Annotated in this window: 10 protein-coding genes and 1 pseudogene; 9 read left to right on the forward strand and 2 right to left on the reverse strand. The window is 69.7% G+C overall.

Going from position 1 to position 20,668, the window contains the following annotated elements:
• A pseudogene (locus tag ABZ016_RS32910) lies at positions 1-141 on the forward strand (crotonyl-CoA carboxylase/reductase); the annotation flags it as partial.
• Between the two features lie 40 nt (positions 142-181).
• Positions 182-1,930: a 3-hydroxyacyl-CoA dehydrogenase family protein gene (locus ABZ016_RS32915; protein WP_356920355.1), complete on the forward strand. Its 1,749-nt coding sequence runs from the start codon at positions 182-184 to the stop codon at positions 1,928-1,930.
• 9 nt (positions 1,931-1,939) lie between these two features.
• Here the strand turns inward: ABZ016_RS32915 and ABZ016_RS32920 are convergent, their stop codons facing one another.
• The gene (locus ABZ016_RS32920; RefSeq protein ID WP_356920356.1) at positions 1,940-4,528 is read right to left on the reverse strand and encodes an AAA family ATPase; all 2,589 of its coding nucleotides are present in this window, start codon (positions 4,526-4,528) and stop codon (positions 1,940-1,942) included.
• Between the two features lie 346 nt (positions 4,529-4,874).
• Here ABZ016_RS32920 and ABZ016_RS32925 point away from each other — a divergent pair, with 346 nt between their 5' ends.
• The 5 genes from ABZ016_RS32925 (at position 4,875) to ABZ016_RS32945 (ending at position 18,375) form a co-directional block, all read left to right on the forward strand.
• Positions 4,875-6,089 carry a beta-ketoacyl-[acyl-carrier-protein] synthase family protein gene (locus ABZ016_RS32925; RefSeq protein WP_356920357.1) on the forward strand — a complete coding sequence of 405 codons (1,215 nt, stop codon included), beginning with the start codon at positions 4,875-4,877 and terminating at the stop codon, positions 6,087-6,089.
• Positions 6,090-6,197: 108 nt separating this feature from the next.
• Positions 6,198-7,472 (forward strand): cytochrome P450, encoded by a 1,275-nt coding sequence (locus ABZ016_RS32930; RefSeq protein WP_356920358.1) that lies wholly within the window; start codon positions 6,198-6,200, stop codon positions 7,470-7,472.
• Positions 7,472-9,631 (forward strand): beta-ketoacyl synthase N-terminal-like domain-containing protein, encoded by a 2,160-nt coding sequence (locus ABZ016_RS32935; protein ID WP_356920359.1) that lies wholly within the window; start codon positions 7,472-7,474, stop codon positions 9,629-9,631. The genes ABZ016_RS32930 and ABZ016_RS32935 overlap by 1 nt, the downstream gene beginning before the upstream one ends.
• Positions 9,624-16,493 (forward strand): SDR family NAD(P)-dependent oxidoreductase, encoded by a 6,870-nt coding sequence (locus ABZ016_RS32940; protein ID WP_356920360.1) that lies wholly within the window; start codon positions 9,624-9,626, stop codon positions 16,491-16,493. Before ABZ016_RS32935 ends, ABZ016_RS32940 begins: the two co-directional genes overlap by 8 nt.
• Positions 16,477-18,375, forward strand: coding sequence for a non-ribosomal peptide synthetase (locus ABZ016_RS32945; RefSeq protein WP_356920361.1), 1,899 nt, complete (start codon positions 16,477-16,479; stop codon positions 18,373-18,375). The genes ABZ016_RS32940 and ABZ016_RS32945 overlap by 17 nt, the downstream gene beginning before the upstream one ends.
• 57 nt (positions 18,376-18,432) lie before the next feature.
• On the opposite strand, the gene ABZ016_RS32950 is transcribed toward ABZ016_RS32945, so the two are convergent.
• Entirely contained in the window at positions 18,433-19,647 is a 1,215-nt protein-coding gene (locus tag ABZ016_RS32950; RefSeq protein WP_356920362.1) for a beta-ketoacyl-[acyl-carrier-protein] synthase family protein, read from the reverse strand.
• Between the two features lie 309 nt (positions 19,648-19,956).
• Between ABZ016_RS32950 and ABZ016_RS32955 the strand changes: the two genes are divergently transcribed.
• The gene (locus ABZ016_RS32955; protein WP_356920363.1) at positions 19,957-20,232 is read left to right on the forward strand and encodes a hypothetical protein; all 276 of its coding nucleotides are present in this window, start codon (positions 19,957-19,959) and stop codon (positions 20,230-20,232) included.
• Positions 20,229-20,636 (forward strand): PIN domain-containing protein, encoded by a 408-nt coding sequence (locus ABZ016_RS32960; RefSeq protein WP_356920364.1) that lies wholly within the window; start codon positions 20,229-20,231, stop codon positions 20,634-20,636. Before ABZ016_RS32955 ends, ABZ016_RS32960 begins: the two co-directional genes overlap by 4 nt.
• Positions 20,637-20,668 lie beyond the last annotated feature (32 nt).

The following is a 20,668-nucleotide window of genomic DNA, read 5'->3' on the forward strand; positions in this document are numbered from 1 at the left end:
CAGGCCGCCTACGACGTGCACCGCAACCTCCACCAGGGCAAGGTCGGCGTGCTCTGCCTCGCCCCCGAGGAGGGCCTGGGCGTGCGCGACCACGAGAAGCGCGCCAAGCACATCGACGCCATCAACCGCTTCCGGCCGTGAGCATCCGGGACGGAAACCGATGACAACCAGAGGAATGGACATGCAGGACACAGTGGAACCCGGCCGCGCCGTCGCGATCGTGGGACTCGGCACGGTCGGCGAAGCGTTGTTGAGCATGGTGGCCGCCACCGGGCGCCCGGTGATCGGCGTGGACCACGACCCCGATGTCATCGCCAGGGTCGAACGACGCCTCAAGGGCAAAGACCTCGACGCGACCGGAGAGCCCGCCTCCTGCACACTCACCACCGACATCACCGCGCTGGCCCACGTCGGTGTCGTGGTGGAGGCGGTGACCGACGATCTGACCGCCAAGCGCGACGTACTGCGACGGCTGCGTGAGGTCTGCCCGTCCGACACGGCATTCGTCACCACGGCCTCCTCCTCAATGCCTCTCTTCCCTCTCGCCACCGCATCGGGGTGTCCCGACCGAATCGCCGGCCTGCGGCTGCTGCGCCCGCCGGCGATCGGCAGGCGCGCCGAAGTCGTACGCACCTCACTGACCTCCGGCGAGGCTGCCGACGTGGCGGAACGCCTCGTGACGGCCATCGGCCTCGAGAACGTCGTTCTCGGGCAACGTGCGAGCGATTTTGCCGCTCGGCTCGTCCACCCGTACCTCAACCGCGCAGCCGCCATGGTCGCGGACGGTTTCGCTTCCCCCCGCGACATCGATACCGCGATGCGGCTCGGTTGCGGACTGCCGTCCGGTCCGCTGGAGCTGATCGACGAGCTGGGCGTGGACGAGGTCCACGGCTACCTGCAGTCGCAATGGGATCGCACCGGTGACGACGTCTTCCGCCCGGTGCCGCTCCTGACCTCGATGCTTCGAAGGGGCACCCTGGGACGGAAGACCGGCCAGGGCTTCCACGCTTACGACGAGCAAGGTCGGCCGGGCGAGCAGACCCCCGCCGAGCGGGGCCGTCTGGATTCCCCGGCACCTGGCGGGCGCATCCGTCACGCCGGCGTGTACGGCTCCGGCACGATGGCACGCGGTATCGCGGAGGTGTGCGCCACGTCCGGGCTCCGCGTCACGCTGGTGGCTCGTAGCACGGACAAGGCCCGGAGCGCCGCGGCGGCCATCGAGGCATCGCTGGTCAAGGCGGTGCGTCGGGGCAGGATCACCCCGACCGGGAAGGAGGAGGCGGTCGCCGCGCTCACCGCCGTCGACAACGTGTCGGCGCTCGCCGACTGCGACCTGGTCATCGAGGCCGTCGCGGAGGACCTCGCCGTCAAGCGCGGCGTTTTCGCACAGCTCGGGGCGGTTCGCCGGCCCGGTGCGATCCTGGCCACCACCACCTCCAGCCTGTCCGTCGCGGCCTGTACCGCTCCGGCCGGCTGCCCCGGAGAGACACTCGGCCTGCACTTCTTCAACCCAGCGCCGGTGATGAAGCTGGTGGAGCTGGTACGGACGCCGGACACGGCAGACGACGTCATGGATGCGGGCCGCGAGTTCTGTGCCGACCTCGGCAAGGTCTCGGTGGCCTGCCCCGACCGAGCCGGCTTCATCGTCAACCGCCTGCTCTTCCCCTATCTCACGGACGCGGTGCGGTTGCTGGATGACGCCGCTGTCGATGTCGGGGCGCTCGACACCGCGGTGGAACGGGGTTTCGGGTACCCGATGGGACCGTTCGCTCTGCTCGACGCCATCGGCCTGGACGTATCCCTGGCGATCCTGGAACGTCTGCACTCCGAGTTCCCCGAGGCCGGCTGCGAACCCCCGGCCGTTCTCCGGGAGCTGGTGGGCGAGGGCTATCTCGGACGCAAGTCGGGCCGGGGACTGCGCAGGGCGTGAGGCTCCGGCTCAACTCCTGCAAAACTCCCCTGAGTTCAGAGCCACGGGGAGCGCTGCACGGCCCCGCACCCCCAGCTTCCGGTAGATGCGGGTCAGATGCTGCTCCACGGTGCTGGGGGTGACCCCGAGCTGCTCGGAGATCTCCCGATTGGTGAGACCCTCCCGCGCGAGCTGGGCCACCCGGTGTTCGGCCCTGCTCAGTGTGTGGAGCTCTTCCGTCACCGCCGACGGCCTCACGTCGGACCGCCCGTCGGAGCCGGTGCCGCGCAACCGGTCGTACACCACCTGCGCCTGCTTGCGCAGCCACGGGCTGCCCGTGTCCGGCTGTGCCAACTCCTCCTCCAAGAGGCGCGTCGCCTCGTCCCTGTCACCGAGCTCGGCGAGCGCTTCGGCGGCGTAGACCCGCCAAGCCGTGAACACGGACACCTTGAGTTTCCATGCGGCCATCAGGTCCCGACACGCGTAGAAGTCGCCGAGCGCCGCTTTGTGACGCCCCGCAGCCAGGTGGAGGCGACCGCGGGCCTGCAAGTAGTGCAGTCCGGGCAGGGACTGGAACATCAACTGGGGTACCGGTGCACGGAAGCACTCGGTCGCCGCCTCCAGGTCTCCGAGACCGACGCAGGCGAGAACCTTGGCGGAGAGCGGCAGACCTATGGCCACCCCCCAAGCCGGTGGAGGCAGCAGCGCCAGGGCCTGCTCCGCGCGGCTCAGCGCCGTCGTGAAATTGCCCAGCCAGCTCTCCAGGATGGCGCTGGCGGCCAGCAGGATCGCCTGACAGGTGGTCGTGCGCCCCGAGCAGCCCACGACCAGCCGGTCACACCAGTCCGCGGCTCGTTCGAGGCGCGCGGCGCGGATCAGCGAGATCAACGCGGCCATCGTGGGTGCCAGGAGTGGTTCATGCGGCACCTGCGACTGCAGGAGCTGCTCGGCGGCTCCACACGCGTAGTCGGTGGGTCCCTCGGTCAGCAACGACGCGAGCACCAGCGCTCCGTCCATCTGCGGATCGACCGACACGATGCACTGGCCCGGATCGTGCGGGGGCTCCAGGGGGCTGTGCCGGTATCGCCCGCCGTGGCCGGGAAAGAAGTACGCGAGCCAGACCCGCAATGCGTCCAGGCGGGCCCGAGCGTCGTGGGGCAGCTCCTCCCGCACGGCATCGAGGTCGGTGAGAAGGGCGCTGACCTCCTGCGTCCGCCCCGACCACAACAGATACATGCCCAGCAGCAGACTGTGATCCCGGGTCAGCCGACCGGACCGGTGCTCGTCGAGCAGATCGGTCAGGTGCCAGCGCACCGCCCCCGGGTCCACTTCCCACTCCGCCTGCGCCAGTTCGGCCCGGACCAGCGCGCGCGTCGATCCGTCGGCGGACGCGTCGTACGCGGCTCTGAGGAAGGCGATGGCCTGTTCGGCGTCGTGCTCATGCAGTGCCTGCGCGGCAGCTTCCCGCAGGGCGATGACCGCCCAGGGCTCCCGGGCGGGCCGCGCCTGAACCAAGTGGCGTGCCACTAAGCCCAGTTCGGCATTGCTCTCGCGCAGTGCCAGCGCGGCGCACAGCTGCAGCCGTGTGCGTTCGTCGCCCGGGATGCCGTCCAGCACCACGTCACGAGCTGCCTCCAGGTGGTAGGAGAGCCCGTCGGTCAGGCCGGCCGCCTCCAGGGCATTGCGCGAACGGGCGGCCTCACCGGCGGACATGCCCAGGTGGTGCAGCAGGCGCTCCACTCGTTCCGCGGTAGCGGACTCCCCGAGGACAGCGAGGGCCCGCGCGGTCCGCAGCCCGTCCTCGGTCATCAGACCGTGGATGTACTGAACGGCGAACCGGACCGCGTCGCCCCCCGGTGGAGGAGGGACCGCGCCCTGGCCCGCTTCGCCCGGTGCACCGGAACTCGGCCAGTCCTTCAGAAGCGCGTGCAGCAGAAGAGGGCTCCCCCCGGACGCCCGCCGCCACAGCGACACGGTCCGGTCGCTGACGCCGCTTCCCATGTGCTCGGCGAGTACTCCCCTGACACACGCAGCGCACAGCGAGGCGAGGCGCAGCAGCGAGCAGCTGGGATTGCGCATGTACTCAGCGGTCAGTTCCGGACTCTGCTGGGGGAGACCGGAACTCCCGGTGAGCAGGATGAGGGCGCGCAGTGGGGCCACACGGTGGATGACGTAGAGCAGGTATCGCAGGGACTCGCTGTCGATGTCGTGGACGTCATCAACGGTGACGATCAGAGGGGTGCGCTCGGCGACCTCGCAGACGGCGTCGTGCACCACGGCGGCCACCTTGGCCGGTGACTCGCAGGCGGACTCGATCTCATCCATGGAATAGCCCAGGCAGGACAGGAGCTGGGCGACGACGCCCAGCGGGAACGAGCGCTCCGCCGCCGATGCCGTGGCGCTCAGCACAGTCGCGCCGGCCCGCTCGGCCTGCCCCTTGACGTAGTCGACCATCCGGGTCTTCCCGACCCCAGGGGGACCGAGGACCAGAGCGGCTTGCCCCCTACCGTCACGGGCCTCTCTAAAAAGTCTGTCAAGAAGTTGTTGTGCTCGGCATCGTTCTGCCAACTCCATGACGGACATCGCTCCTTCCAGGGCGCCTGGCTTCGGCCGCCACATGTACTGCCCAGGCAATCAAAGCATGCCTGGCGACACCCCCCTAACCCGATGACCCTCGCGCTGCCGAAGCCGCCCCCCAGCGGCGCCGGACGGTACTGGGACCGAACCGGTCGCACCCTCTTTGCGGCGATGATTAGGGGGGTGGCGCACCCCCCTAATCATCAACCCCCAATGAACTGGGGCTTGTTGCAACACATCTGAGCATTGGCTAGCGTGCAAAGCCCTGCGGGGCCCTCGACGCTTTTTCAGCCGCTCTTCCCATTCCCGGATGGGAGCTGCATGAGAAATGCCAAGACCTACAACGGATTTCTAGGCCCGGAACCCGACTGGCAGCAGTGAAGGGAAGATGGAAACAGTGGACGTATGGGTTACCGGTCTGGGCGCGACGACGCCGCTCGGCGGAGATATGCCGAGCACGTGGGCCGCAATGCGAGACGGCGCCAACGGAATCGGCCGTCTGGAGGACGAATGGGCCCGCGAGCTGCCCGTCCGGATCGCCGGGCGCCTGGCGGTGAGCCCCGCCGACTCCCTGGCGCGGACCGAAGCCCGTCGGCTCGACCGTGCGGAGCAGATCGCCCTCGTGGCGTCCCGGGAGGCCTGGCAGGACGCCGGCTCCCCGGAACCTCCCCCTGAGCGCCTCGCGGTGGTGATGGGCACCGGCATCGGTGGCGTCACGTCCCTGCTGGACCAGAACCACACGCTCGAGGCCAAGGGGCCGCGGCGGGTCTCACCCCACACCGTGCCCATGCTGATGGCCAACGGCCCCGCTGCGTGGGTCAGCATGGACCTGGGCGCACAAGCAGGCGCGCACACTCCTGTCAGTGCTTGCGCGTCGGGGGCCGAGGCGATCGCTCTCGGCCTGGACCTCATCCGGGCCGGCCGGGCCGATGTCGTCGTGGCCGGCGGCGTGGAAGCCAGCGTGTTGCCCCTGCCGCTCACCGGCTTCGCGCAGATGATGGCGCTGTCCACGTCCAACGATGATCCGGCGCACGCCAGCCGGCCCTTCGACGCCCAGCGCAATGGCTTCGTCCTGGCCGAGGGGGGCGCGGTCGTCGTGCTGGAGCGAGCGGACCACGCGCGAGCCCGCGCCGCTCGCGCCCATGCGACGGTTCTGGGGGCGGGCACCAGTTCGAGTGCGGCCCACATCACCGCCTCGGACGTGGCAGGACAGGTACGCGCCATGACCCTGTCGCTGCGCGACGCGCGGATCACCGGTGAGGACGTGGGGCACGTCCATGCCCACGCGACGTCGACGCCTCAGGGCGACGTGTGTGAATCCGATGCCATCGCCCAGGCCGTCGGTACGCATGCCGTGGTCACCGCGACGAAATCCATGACCGGCCACATGCTGGGGGCGTCCGGAACCATGGGCGCGGCCGCGGCGGTCCTGGCGCTGCGCGACGGCGTCGTGCCCCCGACCCGCAACCTGCGGGACATGGATCCGCGCATCGATCTGGATGTGGTGATGGACGAGCCACGCCCGGGACGGTTCCACACCGCATTGGCCAACTCCTTCGGCTTCGGCGGGCACAACGTCTCGCTCGTCTTCGGCCGTGCCTGACGTCTGCATGAGCTCTCAACTGCCGTCTTGCCAAAGCGAGTTGGGTCAGTGCCCGCGGCGCCACCGTCACCGAGCGGCACTGCTTGACTCTCTCTTCGAAAGAAGTCCATGACATCCGAGATACATGAGAACAGGTGCCCCATCCATCTCGATGTGGATTTCTACAGGGATCCACATTCGATATACCGGGCGATAAAGCAACGCGGAAACAAGCCCACTGAAGTCGTACTCGAAACGGGTATGGCCTACCTGCCGCCGAACTTGCGTGCCTGGATGGTGACTTCCTACGAGGATGTCGAATTCGTGCTGCGCGATCCCCGGTTCCGCAAGAGCATAGACGAAGCAATGCCGCTGTTCGCGGCGAGCGCGCAGGGCAGCGGACAGCGGCATGACCGGAGCTCGCTGCTCTACGACAACATGGCGAACAACGACCCGCCGGTCCATACCGCCCTGCGCAAACCGCTCAACAGCTCCTTCACCGCGCGGGCGGTGGCTCCCAAGCGCCAGGCCATGCAGGAGCTGGCCGAATCAGTCCTGGACGCCGTCGCGGGACAGGAGTCGTTCGACCTCGTCCAGGACTTCGCCTTCCCGTACTCGATCGGAGTCATCTGCGACACGCTCGGGGTCCCGCGCGAGGATCGCGAGACGTTCCACCAATGGGTGCAGACGATCACCAGCGACGCGGAACCCGAGGTGCTCCGGCGCGATGCGCAGCACATGGTCGGCTACCTTCGCGGCCTCATCGCACAGCGACGTGAGACGGGCACCGACGACATCCTGACGCAACTCGCCGTCTCCCTCGGCGAGTCGCAGGCGGTCGCCCAGGCGTACGCACTGCTCGCCGCCGGCTACGAAACCTCGGCGAACCTGATCGTCACAGGGCTGCTGGTACTGGAATCGGACCCGGATCAGAAGGCCCGCGTATGGCAGGACCGCTCACTCGTGCCGACCGCCGTGGAAGAGATGCTGCGCCATCAGTCCCCCTTCAATCTGTCGCTCTACCGGTACGCCACCGAGTCGGTCGAGGTGGGCGGGACGACCATCCCGGCCGGCTCCATCGTGTTCCTGGCCTTCGCCGCGGCCAACCGCGACGACGCGCGTTTCGAGGATCCCGACCGCTTCACCGTCGACCAGCCGCGCCGTGAACACCTGGCTTTCGGCGGCGGCATCCACAACTGCATCGGCAAGCACCTCGCGCGCCTGGAGGCGGAGGTCGCCTTCGACGTCCTCGTCCGACGCTGTCCAGAACTCACCGTCCGCACGGTGCCCGAGCACATGGACTGGAAGGCCAGTCCCACCTTCCGGGGACTCAGGAATCTCATCGTCGCCCCCGGACCGCTGCGTTCCGGCTCGGGCACGGCAGAGACAGGTGAAGCAGCCTGATGACCGCACTGACACACCAGCCACAGCCGGTACCGCCGTACACGGCACCAGGCGCGGCCCCCGTGGCTGTCATCGGTTTGTCGTGCCGCTTTCCCGGCGCCGCCGATCCGGGCGCGTTCTGGCGCAACCTGGTGTCCGCGGCGGACAGTGTGGGCACCGCTCCGCCCGGTCGCTGGGAGGAACGCGTCGGCCCCGCGCCCGCGGAACTTCGCACTCCCATTCGGCATGGCGGCTTCATCGAGGGCATCGACGAGTTCGACGCCAGGTTCTTCGGCATCGTCCGTCGCGAGGCCGAGTACATGGATCCGCAGCAGCGGCTCCTGCTCGAGCTCGCATGGCACGCGTTGGAGGACGCCTCAGTTCCCGCTCACAGCCTGGGCGCGACGCGCTGGGGCGTCTATGTGGGGGCAGGCGCCGATGACTTCAGAACGCAGTACTTCGCCTCCGGGCGCCTCGACCGGTTCGGGCACATGGGCTCGAGCCGCTCGCTGCTGGCGGGACGCGTCTCCCATCACCTCAAGCTGCGCGGCCCCAGTGAAGTCGTCGACACCGGTCAGTCGTCCTCCCTGTACGCGCTGCACCGGGCGCTCACGAGCCTGCGCTTGGGCGAATGCGATGCGGCGCTCGTCGCCGGCGTGAACCTCAACCTCCTGCCGGACGTCACCGACCAGGTTCACCTGTGGGGCGGCCTGTCCGCCGACGGCCGTTGTCGCGCCTTCGACGAGCGCGCCGACGGATATGTCCGCGCCGAAGGGGGCGGCGCCGTCGTGCTCAAGCCGCTCGAGACCGCCGTACGCGACGGGGACCACGTCTACTGCGTGGTGCGCGGCAGTGCCGCCAACAACGACGGAGGCAGAACCGCTCTCGGCGTCCCCAGTCCGGACGCCCAGCGCGAGGTGATCGAAACCGCCCACCGCGCCGCGGGGGTCACGGGTGCGTCGGTCGGCTACGTCGAACTGCACGGTACGGGCACGCCCGTGGGTGACCCTGTCGAGGCCGAGGCCCTCGCCGAGGCCATCGGCAGGCGACGCTCGCGGGCCACGCCGTTGCTCGTGGGCTCGGTCAAGTCGAACATCGGGCACCTGGAGTCGGCGGCGGGCATCGCCGGATTCATCAAGGCGTGCCTGGTACTGCATCACGGTCAGCTGCCGCCGACCCTGCACCATCACCGCAGCCCGGCGGAACTGCCGTTGGCGGACCTCAACCTCCGGGTCGTCGGTGCGGACCAGGAAGAGAGCCTGGGCACCGACGAAGTCGTCGGGATCAGCTCCTTCGGCATGGGCGGCACCAACGTCCATGTGGTACTGGCGAGTTCACCCGGAACGACGGATCCGTCCGGTCGCCCCGTGTCCCGGACTCCGTCCGAGCGCCTCACCACGGACACCGTGTGGTGTTTCTCCGGTCGCACCCGCGAAGCGGCCCGCTCACTGGCCCGCGCCTTCCTCGAACACTCCTTCCCCACTGAGCGCTGCACCGTGAGCGATGTGGCGTGGTCCCTCGCCCAGCGCGGCGAGGGCGAGCACCGGGTCGCGGTGGTCGGTGGTTGCTGGGACGAGATGCGCGACGGACTGCTCAAGATCGTGGCAGGCCACGACCTGGCCATCCCGGCGGACTGGCTGCACGAGGGAGGAGCTGAACGCGCTGCCTGGGTCGCCGTCGCCGTTACCTTCGCCGCCGACGGAGATCTGGCCAAGGTCGCGGCTCGATTGGGAACAGGACGGCGCAAGGTGCCCGGCCTGCCCACGTACCCCTTCGAACGCGACACCTTTCACGGGCCCACCGCGCCCCACCCCGTCGCCCCGGCCCCCGAGCCCGCCGCGGAGCCGGCCCCCGCGGCACCGGAAGAGGCCCTCACCCGCCCTCTGCTCGACGGCTGGCAGCAGGCTGCCGATCCTTCGGAACGGCTCTGGCTCATCCGGTCGTTCCTGGAGCGCGAACTGCTCGACGTTCTGGGCGAGACGGGTGACGAGCACCTGCGCATGGACCCCGACAGCACCTTCAAGGACCTGGGCGTCGACTCCATGTCCCTGCTCGAGCTCCAGGACCGTCTCACGGCCGCCACCGCAGTGGAACTCCCCGAGTCCGCGCTCTTCGACCACCCGACGATCAACGACCTCGCGGCACACCTGAACACCGAACTGGAGGCACTGCGTGGCTGAGAACACAACGCAGCCCGAAGACATAGCCGTCGTAGGTATGGCCTGCCGCTACCCGGGCGGCATGAACACCCCGGAGCGCCTGTGGGCCCTGGTCGACGAGGGCCGGGACGTCATCACCGACTTCCCCGACAACCGGGAGTGGCACACCGAGGACCTCTACGACCCGAGCTTCGTGCGGCAGGGCGGGTTCCTCCACGACGCGGACCTCTTCGACGCCGAATTCTTCGGGATCAGACCCGCTGAGGCGATCTCCATGGATCCGCAGCAGCGGGTGCTCCTGCACGTCACCTGGGAGGCGATCGAGCGGGCGGGCATCGTCCCGTCGGGCCTCAAGGGCTCGCAGACCGGCGTGTTCGTCGGGCTGATGCCGAACGAGTACGGGATGCCGCTGTGGAAGTGGCAGGACGAGACGGCCGGTTTCATGGGCACCGGCACCTCACCGAGCGTGGCGTCCGGGCGGATCGCCTACCTCCTGGGCCTGGAAGGCCCCGCGCTGACCATCGACACCGCCTGTTCGTCGTCCGGCGTGGCGATCCACACCGCCGTCCGGTCCTTGCGCAGCGGCGAGACGGACCTGGCGCTCGCGGGCGGCTGCACCGTGCTCACGGGGCCCGGCATGTTCGTGGACTACGCGAAGAAGGGCGCCCTCTCACCGGACGGACGGTGCCGTACCTTCTCCGACACCGCCAACGGAACCGTCTGGGCCGAAGGTGCGGGCGTCCTCGTCCTCGAACGCCTCTCGGAGGCCCGGCGCAATGGGCGCCGCATCCTCGGCGTCATCAAGGGAACCGCCGTCAATCAGGACGGCGCGAGCAACGGCCTCACCGCACCGAGCGGCAAGGCTCAGGTCAAGGTGATCCAGCAGGCGCTCGCCGACGCCCGGCTCATGCCCGGCGAGATTCAGCTCGTGGAGGCGCACGGCACGGCGACCAAGCTCGGCGATCCCATCGAGGCCAACGCCATTCAGGCCACCTACGGAGCGGACCGCGGCGACGAGCCCGTGTGGATCGGCTCGTTCAAGTCGAACATCGGCCACTCCATGGCCGCCGCGGGAGTCGGCGGTGTCATCAAGTGCCTGAGCGCGATGCGCGCCGGCACCATGCCCAAGACCATGCACGTCGAAGAGCTCAACTCGCACGTGGACTGGTCCTCGTCGGTGAACGTCCTGCGTGAGAGCAGGCCGTGGCCCGCGGCACAGGACGGGGCACGTCGGTGCGCCGTCTCCTCGTTCGGCGTCAGCGGCACCAACTCGCATGTGATCCTGGAGGCCTGGGAGGAGGAGCCGACGGCCGTCGCGCCCCCGGCGGACGCGACCGACGGCGCCACGCACGTCCTCACCCTCTCCGCCAAGACGCCGACGGCTCTGCGTGCTCACGCCGCGAGGGTCGCCGCACACATCACCTCCGGGACCTCGTCCCTGGCGGCGACCGCTCACGCGCTCGCCACACAGCGCGAGCACTACGCTCACCGCGCCGTCGCCATCGCGGGAGGACGAGAGAATCTGGCCGCCGCGCTCCAGGCGTTCGCCGACGACGCGGACTCCCCGGCAGTGGTGCACGACGAGGCACGGCGCATTCGGCGCCCGGTCTTCGTGTTCCCCGGTCAGGGGTCCCAGTGGGAGGCCATGGCCGTGCAGCTCCTCAAGGACTCCGACGTCTTCCGGCTGAGGATCGAGGAGGTCGCGGGAGCCTTCAAGCCCTACCTCGACTACGACCTGCTGGCCGTGCTGACCGGCGAGGACCAGACGACGGACCGAGAGCGCACGGACGTCGTCCAGCCACTCATCTTCACCATGATGCTGGGTCTCGCGTCGGTCTGGGAGCTCGCCGGTGTCCGGCCTGCCGCGGTGATCGGACATTCTCAGGGCGAGGTCGCCGCCGCGTGCCTCGCCGGTGCTCTCAGTCTCGATGAGGCGGCCCGTGTGGTCGCCTGCCGCAGCCGCGTTCTGGAGGACGAGGGGCGCGGCGCCATGGTGGCCGTGGCGCTCGGCGTCGAGGATGCCCTGGCCGCCACACGCGAAGCGGTCGCGGATCTCACTGTCGCGGCGAGCAACGGCCCCGCGTTCACCATCCTGTCCGGCGACGACGAACCCGGTGTCCGGCGCCTGCTGGACCAGTGCGAGGACCGGGGCGTGTACGCCCGACGGGTCCCGGCCAAGTGCGCCTCGCACTCCCCCGTCATGGCCGAACTCGAAGACTCGATCATGGCAGGACTCGACGGCCTCCAGGCCTCCGCGGAGGAGGTGACCTTCTTCTCCACGGTCGAAGGCGGCCGCGTACGAGGGCAGGACCTGACTCCCGCGTACTGGTTCCGGAACCTGCGCGAGCAGGTCCGGTTCGCCGAGACCGTCACGGCCATGGTGTCGCACGGCTACGACGCGTTCATCGAGATCAGCCCGCACCCGGTGCTCCTCACCTCACTGCGTCAGATTCTGGAGGAGGCCGACAGCGACGCCCCCGTGTGCGCGACTCTCCGTCGGGACCAGGGTTCGTACGAGCGGTTCCTGACGGCTGCCGCCGAGGCCTACGTACAGGGACACGAGGTCGACTGGGCTGCCCTGCACAGCGGTGCGTGGTCCGGGGCCCCGGCTCCGGAGGGCCTCCCCACCTACCCGTTCCAGGGACGCAGGTTCTGGCTTCCGTCGCAGATGGAGACCACGGTGAAGACCACGGCCGCCCCCGTGCCGGCCGCCGTCCGCCCGAGCGCGCGCCGGACGGGGATCGCAGCCGGCGGCCACCCGTTCCTGGCATCCGTGATCGAGACGGTCGACGGCACCACGGTGATGAGCGGGCGCCTGTCCATCCGAAGCCACCCGTGGCTGATCGACCACCGGGTCGAGGACACGCCTCTGCTGCCCGGCACCGCCTTCGCGGAGCTGCTGCTGTCGGCGGGACGCGAACTCGACTGCCCCGCCCTGGACGAGATGGTGCTCCGGGATCCGCTGCTTCTGCCGGTGGACGGGTCTCAGGTCGACGTCCAGGTGACCGCGCGCCCAGCCGAAGCGCAGGGGAAACGGGCCGTGGCGGTGTACTCGCGCTCGGCGGCCGACGCCGAGTGGCGGCAACACGCGGAGGGCCTGGTGTCCCCCGAGACCCCTCGGCCGGCTCCCGCCGCTCTCCCGACCCAGGCCGGTGCCGTACGCCTTGAGACCGAGACGCTGTACGCGCGGCTGCGCGGGATGGGGTACAGCTACGGCGACGCGTTCCAGGGCGTACGCAGTGGGGAGCACGGCGACGGCTGGGCCCGCTCCCGGGTGGTCCTGCCGGACAGCGCTCGGGTCAACCACAGCGGCTTCGCGCTGCACCCGGCGCTGTCCGACGCGGCACTGCACGCCGCCGTGGCCTGTGGCCTGATCGAAACGCCGACGGCAGCGGACATCGCCGTTCCCTTCGCGTTCAACGGCGTGCACGTCGATGAGGGCGACCATGCCGACCAGTGCTGGGCCGTTGCCCGCCGGGTGGCTCCCGACGCCATCGCCCTCACTCTGGCGGACGACGACGGACGCGTGCTGCTGAGCATCGACCGCATGGTGGTCCGCGGCCTTGAACGACCCGCGCGGCAGCCGGACCACGAGGAGGCCACGCTCTACACGACCGACTGGGCGCCGGCCGAGGGCGAACCCGGCGTGGAACGCCGCCTGTGCGTCGTGGGCGCTGACGGGCCGCTCGCCTCGTCCCTGCGGGACACCGCGCACGACGGGATCACCGTGGCCACGCTCGACGAGGCCATCATGATCGTCAGGGCTCTGCCCGGAGACTGGCAGGTCGTCCTGTCCGCCCCGCCTACGGGCCCCGAGGCCGTGACCGCGGCTCACGTCCATGACTCGGCAGCGTGGGCGCTGGCGGCCGTCCAGCAGTGGATGCTCGCCGAGGACCTCTCCGAGCGTGCCCTGCTCACGTTCGTCACCCGGAACGCGGTGGCCGTGCCCGGCGATGACGCGCACGACCTGGCCTCCAGCTCTCTCTGGGGGATGGTGCGCACCACGCAGACCGAGAACCCCGGCCAGATCCGCATCGTCGACGTCGACGACGCCGCAGTCGCCGAACCGGACCCGGTCAAGGCGGCGTTGCTGCGCTCCGAGGCCCAGCTGGCCGTGCGCGCGGGCCAAGTGCTGCGCCCGCATCTGTCGCCTCACGCTTCCGCCACCTCGCCGTTCCCGGACTGCGGCGACGACACCGTCGTCATCACGGGCGGCACCGGCACCATCGGCCGTGCCCTGGCCCGCCACCTCGTCACCCGGAAGTCCGTGCGGTCCGTGGCGCTGCTCAGCCGCAGTGGCCGGCAGGCGCCCGGCATCACGGCCCTCACCTCCGACCTGGAGCGGCTGGGCGCCTCGGTTCGCGTGCTCGAGGTCGACACCACCGACGCGGAGGGCCTGCGCACGGTCCTGGCCCGACTGCGCTCGGAACGTCCGCTGGCAGGCGTTGTCCATGCCGCGGGCCTCCTCGACGATGCCATCGTGCCGAACATGACACCCGGGCAACTGCACCGTGTGCTGGCGAGCAAGGTCGACTCCGCGCTCAACCTGGACGCTGCGACGCGTGAGGACGACCTTCGCTTCTTCACCGTCTTTTCCTCCCTCTACGGCGTGCTCGGCGGCCCCGGGCAGGCCAACTACGCCGCGGCGAACACCTTCCTGGACCACTTCGCGCACTGGCGCCGGGCACAGGGGCGGCCGGCCAACTCCGTCGCCTGGGGTCTGTGGGACGAGGCGACGGGCATGACGGGGCACCTCGACGAGGCAGATTTGCTGCGTCTGCGGCGCAACGGAGTGGCGCCGTTCTCGGTCCCGGAGGGACTCGACCTGTTCGATGCCGCACTCGGCAGCGGCACCACCGCGGTGATCGCGGCACGTCTCGCGGTGGCCGATGCGACCGACGACGCGACGATGGGCGGCCCGTTCCTGTTCTCCCGCCTCGCAGAGCGCGCAGCGCCCCGGCCCGAGAAGGTGCGCGCACCCGAACCCGCACCCGCTGCCGCCCCGCCCGCGCCGGCTGCGACGGCTGCGACGGCTGCGACGGCTGCGCGGCTGGAGACGCAGAAGACGCCCGCCGCTTCTGCTCAGCCCCGCGCCGAGGCCGACCGGCCCGCCCGTCCGCAGGAGGCGGCCACCGTCCTCGATCTTCTGAACTCGACGGCCGCATCCCGCGACCAACGCGTGGCCGGACTGCTCACGGTGGTCAAGGAGAGCGTGGCCGAACTGCTCGGCACCGAAGCCCGGCGCGTGGATGCCCAGCAGTCCTTCTACGAGATGGGCTTCGACTCCCTCACCTCCATGGAGCTGCGCGTCCGCCTCGGCCGCAAACTCGACATCCGGCTGGGCGCCACCGTGGTCTTCGACCACCCGACTCCGGAGGCACTCGTCTCCCACGTCGTGGATCTGTTCCGGCCCGATGACGGGCAGGAGCCGGACGCGTCCGAGGAGCCCGGCCCGCGCCAGGTCGCCGAGACGGGGGCGGCTCCGGCCCCGATCGCCGCTCCGGCGAGGCAGCCGGCGCGACGGAGCACGGACGCCGAGGAGCCGAGGGCGGACGAGCCCTCCGTGCCCGACTCCGCCCCGTTCCCCTTGACCAAGCTGCAGGAGGCGTATCTCGCGGGGCGCTCCGGAGACTTCGAACTGGGCAACGTCTCCACGTACTTGTACGTGGAGGTCGATCTGACCGGCTTCGACGTGGCGGCGGCCGAGCATGCGCTCGACCGGCTCGTACGGCGCCATCCGATGCTGCGGGCCGTCTTCGACCCGGAGGCCGGGAGCCAGCGGGTGCTGGGCACCGTGCCGCGCGTATCGATCCCCGTCGAGAACCTGACCCGGCTCACGGAGGACGAGCGCGACGAGCGGCTCGCCGCGATACACGCGGAGCTGAAGGCCAAGGAGTTCGACGTCACGAACTGGCCCCTGTTCATGGTTCGCGCCACGGTCATCAGCCCGACCGTGACGCGACTGCACTTCGGCATCGACGTACTCGTCTCGGACGGCAGCAGCACCTCCGTCCTCTTCAAGGAGTGGGCACAGCTGTACGAGGCTCCGGACCTGCGGCTCCCGGAAGTCCGGAGCGGGTTCGACGAGTTCACGGTCAAGGTGCGTGAGCAGGCCGCGGCGGCGGAGAGCAGCCGGAGCGGGTCGTACTGGAGCGGTCGCCTCCAGAGCCTGCCCCCCGCTCCTGAACTGCCCCTCGCGGTCCGCCTTGCCGATGTGCCGCGTCCCGTGTTCACCAACCGCTTCCTACGCGTCGACGCACCGGAGTGGGAACAGTTCAAGCGCAACGCCGCGGCAGCCGGTCTGACGCCGTCGGGCGCCGTGCTCGGGGCGTACTGTCACGTGCTGGCCGCGTGGTCCAAGACACCGGACTTCACGATCACCTGCCTCGTGTCGCAACGGGACGCGGTACCAGGTGTGGACACGGCGCATGTCATAGGCAACTTCTCCTCCACGAGTCTGCTCGAGGTGCGGGTCGACCAGGCCGCTCCTTTCCGGGACACGGCCCGTCGGATCCAGCGGCAGCTGATGCAGGACATGGAACACACCGACTATTCGGGCCTCGATGTGCTCAGGGACCTAGGCCGCATGGACGCGAGTGCCGGGCGGGCACGCGTGCCGGTCGTCTTCAACAGCACGATCGGTGGGGCCACCGCGGGCGGGCAGGAGGCCGGGCCGGTGGGCTGGCTGTGCCGCATGGGCGAGACCGGTACGCCCGTATGGAGCGGGGTCCGCACCCCGCAAGTCATCCTCGACCACACAGCGTTCGAGGAGAGCGGTGGTCTGATCCTCAACTGGGACGTGGTGGAGGACGTGTTCCCGGAGGGCGTCGTGGACTCCATGTTCTCGGCATACGAAAGGCTGATTCGTGAACTCTGTCGCTAACTCCGCCTGGCTCGCGCCCGCCTGGGCGAACGACCCCGAGGCCCCCGGTGGCGGACTCCAGCCCACTCCAGCGCCCGAGTTCCCTTCGGACCACACCCTCCATCACCGTTTCGTCGAGCGAGCCGCGCGTACTCCCGATGCCGTTGCCGTGATCTCACGCGACCGGCGGCTCACCTACGGCGACGTCGACGCGGAGTCGGCTCGTGTGGCCTCTCTCCTGGTGGAGCACGGCACCATCAAGGGAACGTTGGTCGGTGTGGTGATGGACAAGGGCTGGGAGCAGGTGGTCGGCAGCCTGGGCGTGTTGCGGTCAGGAGGTGCGTACGTCCCCGTCGACCCGCGCTGGCCGGCCCAGCGCCTCGCCGAGGTGATCGCCGCCGCGGGGCTGGAGACGATCCTCACCCAGCCCGCGCTGCGCGACGCCGTCGACTGGCCCGACGGCCTCACGGTGCTGGACGTCGCAGCGCCCGGCCCGGTCGAGACCACCGCGGTCCCCACGCCGCCGGACGTCCCGGTGACACCTCGTGACGTCGCCTACGTGATCTACACCTCTGGCTCCACAGGCGTCCCCAAAGGGGTGGTGATCGAGCACGGGCCGGTGGTCAACACCATCCTGGACGTCAACGACGAGCTGTCGCTCACCCCGGACGACCGCGTCCTCGGCCTCTCGGCTCTCAACTTCGACCTGTCGGTCTACGACGTCTTCGGCCCTCTCTCCGTCGGCGGCGCAGTCGTGCTGCCCGGGCCGGAAGACGCACGCGAACCCTCCAGCTGGCTCGCCCTGATGGCCGAGGAGGGCGTGACGGTGTGGAACAGCGTCCCCGCCCTGATGGCGATGGTGTGCGAACACCTGACGTCGTCCGAGGACACAGGCCACCGGCCCCCGGGGGCGCCGTCCTCGCTGCGCGCCGTCCTCATGAGCGGGGACTGGATCCCCGTGGCCTTGCCCGACGAGATCCGGCGGTTCTTCCCCCGGGCGGCGCTGTGGAGCCTCGGAGGTGCGACCGAGGCGTCGATCTGGTCGATCTGGCATCGGATCGTGCCCGAGGACTCGGCGTTGCCGTCCATCCCCTACGGCACGTCCATGCGGAACCAGAAGGTCTTCGTGGCGGATTCGCTGCTACGGCCGCGCCCCACCTGGGTCGTGGGCGAAATCTGCATCGCCGGCGCCGGCCTGGCCCGTGAATACCTCGGCGACACGGAGAAGACCGCGAAGAGTTTCACGGTCTCTCCGTCCACCGGAGAACGCGTGTACCGGACCGGTGACTGGGGACGTCTCCTGCCAGGCGGGGAGATCGAGTTCCTCGGCCGCGACGACATGCAGGTCAAGGTCGGCGGCTACCGGATCGAGCTGGGCGATGTGGAAGCCGCGCTGCTGCGGTGCCCAGGGGTCACGGGTGCTGTCGTCACGGCCCCGGGCGACCGGAACCGTAAGCGACTCGTGGCGCACGTCGTGCTGGAGGAGGGTGCCGGGCGGACGGGAGCGGACATCAGGAAGGCCGCGGAGGAATTCCTGCCTCCGTACATGCTTCCGTCCCTCGTGACCGTGTGGGACGCACTGCCCCTGACGGCGAACGGGAAGGTGGACCGCGCCTCACTGGCCCGGCACGAGCAGGAGCCGGACTCGGAGGATGAGAACGCCCGTCCCGCCACCGAGGAGGAACAGGCCCTGCTCTCCCTGTGGAAGGACTTCTTCGAGACGTCCTCGCTGTCCGTCCTGGACAACTTCTTCGAACTGGGCGGAGACTCTCTGCGGGCCGTACGCCTGATGGCAGTGGTGAGGAAGGAACTGGACGTCTCCTTGCCCGTTTCCGCGCTCTTCTCCGCACCGACGATCCGGTCCCTGGCGGGCCGCGTGCAGGAGTCGCGCGCGGCCGCGTGACACACGGGTGTCCGGCTGGTGCCGAGGGCACCAGCCGGACACATCCGGCTCGCGTGGTCAGTCGGTGAACACGAGGCTGACGTTGTGTCCGCCGAACCCGAACGAGTTGGCCAGCGCCGCGGACCACTGACCGGTGCGCCGCTCACCGCCCACCACGTCCAGTTCCACGCGCGGGTCGAGTTCGTCGAGGTTGCGCGTGGCCGGCACCGTGCCGTCCCTGAGCGCGAACAGAGCGGCCATGGCGCCGATTGTTCCGGCGGCGCCCATCATGTGACCTGTCATCGACTTCGTCGCCGTCACCGCGGCGTGGCTGCCGATCACCCGGCCGATCGCCTCGGCCTCCGCCAGGTCACCGGACTCCGTCGAGGTGGCGTGGGCGTGCACGATCCCGATGTCCGCCGGGGCCAGGCCGGCGTCACGCAGCGCCAGTTCCATGGCGAAGGCCTGGCCTTCCGCGTCGGAGGCCGTGATGTGGTTCGCGCTCGAACTCACGGCGCTGCCGGCCAGCGCGCCGTAGGCACGTGCTCCACGGGCCCGGGCGAACTCGGCGCGTTCGAGCACCATCATCCCCGCGCCCTCGCCCATGACGAACCCGGACCGCTTGACGTCGAACGGACGGGACACGGCCTCCGGGTCCACGGACTGCGTCGACAGGGCCTTCATCTGGGCGAACGCCGCGATGGTGAAGGGGTGCAGGCATGCCTCCACCCCACCCGCGACGACTACGTCCGCCCGCCCGCTGCGGATCAGATCCTGCCCCAGGGCGAGTGCCTCCGCCCCGGACGCACAGGCGCTCACCGGAGTCCTGGCGCCTCCCTTCGCGCCCAGGTCCATGCTCACCCAAGCGGCCGGCCCGTTGGGCATCAGCATGGGGACCGCGAACGGCGACAGCCGGCGAATCCCGGCGCGCTCGAAGACGTCGTCCTGGCCCAGCGTGGTGAGGACACCACCGGTCCCCGTGCCTATGACGACGGCGAGTCGTTCCGGCTCGACCTGCGGAACACCGGCGTCCTGCCAGGCTTCGCGCGCGGTGAGGACAGCGGCCTGCTCACCGCGGTCCAGCTTCCTGGCCTCGGTCCTCGGAAGCAGGGAGCCAGGGTCCACCGTGAGCCCGGCCGCAACGTGCACGGGCAGGTCCGCGGCCCACTCCTCCTCCAGGAAACGCACCCCTGACTTACCGTCCAGCATTCCCGACCACGACGACGGCGCATCGGCTCCCAGTGGCGTCATCGCACCGACGCCCGTCACCAGCACACGATCGCTAGAGGTCACACGAGCCTCCTTGAATTGTCCAGATGCTACATAGCGCTGACTTGCCCTCACGAAGATCATGCCAGCGCCCAGAAGCGGAATCAGGACAGGAGTCGACGGATCCGAGAGCGATAGATTGTTCTGTCCCAACAACAGAGACCAGACATCATCTGGCCGGGCCGGCAGGGCACGAGAAGGCCAGGGGCGCCAAGGTCACACACCACCATCCACCTTCGAGGGCTCGGCTGAGGCGACAGCAGCGCCGGCCAGACGCGGCCGGGCTGCAATAGTCCTGCACACTGTAATAGTCGGTGTATTAGAATCGACCTCATGAAGTCACCCCGCCCTGGCGGCACGGAGAACATCTCCGTCTCGATGCCTTCGGAACTGCTCGGTGCCCTGCGCACGCGCACCGGCAAGCGTGGCTTGTCCGCCTACGTGACCGCGGCCGTCCGGCACCAGCTGGCGATGGACGGTCTCGCCGAGATCGTGACAGCGTACGAAGCCGAGCACGAGCCGTTGAGCGAGGCCGAGGTCCAGGCCGCACAGCGCGAACTCTTCGGTGACGCGCCGGCGCCGTACGCGTCAGGTGACAGCGCCGCATGAAGGCACCCGCGGCGAGGTCCCTGGTGCTGGACTCCCAGGCACTGTCGCTGCTCCTGCGCAGCGACCGTCAGATGATCACCCGAATCGAGGCCGCCCGACGCGTGGGCGTGCCCGTTCTCGTGTCGGCCCTGACTGTGGTGGAGGCCGTGTACGGCAAGACGGACACCGCCCGACTGCACTGGGTGCTCTCCCGTCTTCAGGTCCAGGACGTCACCCAGGCGGACAGCCTCACCGCGGTGCAGTTGCTGAGCGAGGCCGGTGGCCTGCACGGCCACAAGTACGCCATCGATGCTCTCGTGGCCGCGATGGCGCTCCGCGTCCCGGGACCGGTGCTGGTACTGACCTCGGACCGCGACGACTGGTCGAAGCTTTGCGGCGAGCGCGTGCAGGTCAGGGATGTATGACCCTGATGTTCCGTTCATCGCGCGTGATGGTG

This window comes from Streptomyces sp. NPDC006372, from assembly GCF_040612515.1.
Classification (GTDB): Bacteria; Actinomycetota; Actinomycetes; order Streptomycetales; family Streptomycetaceae; genus Streptomyces.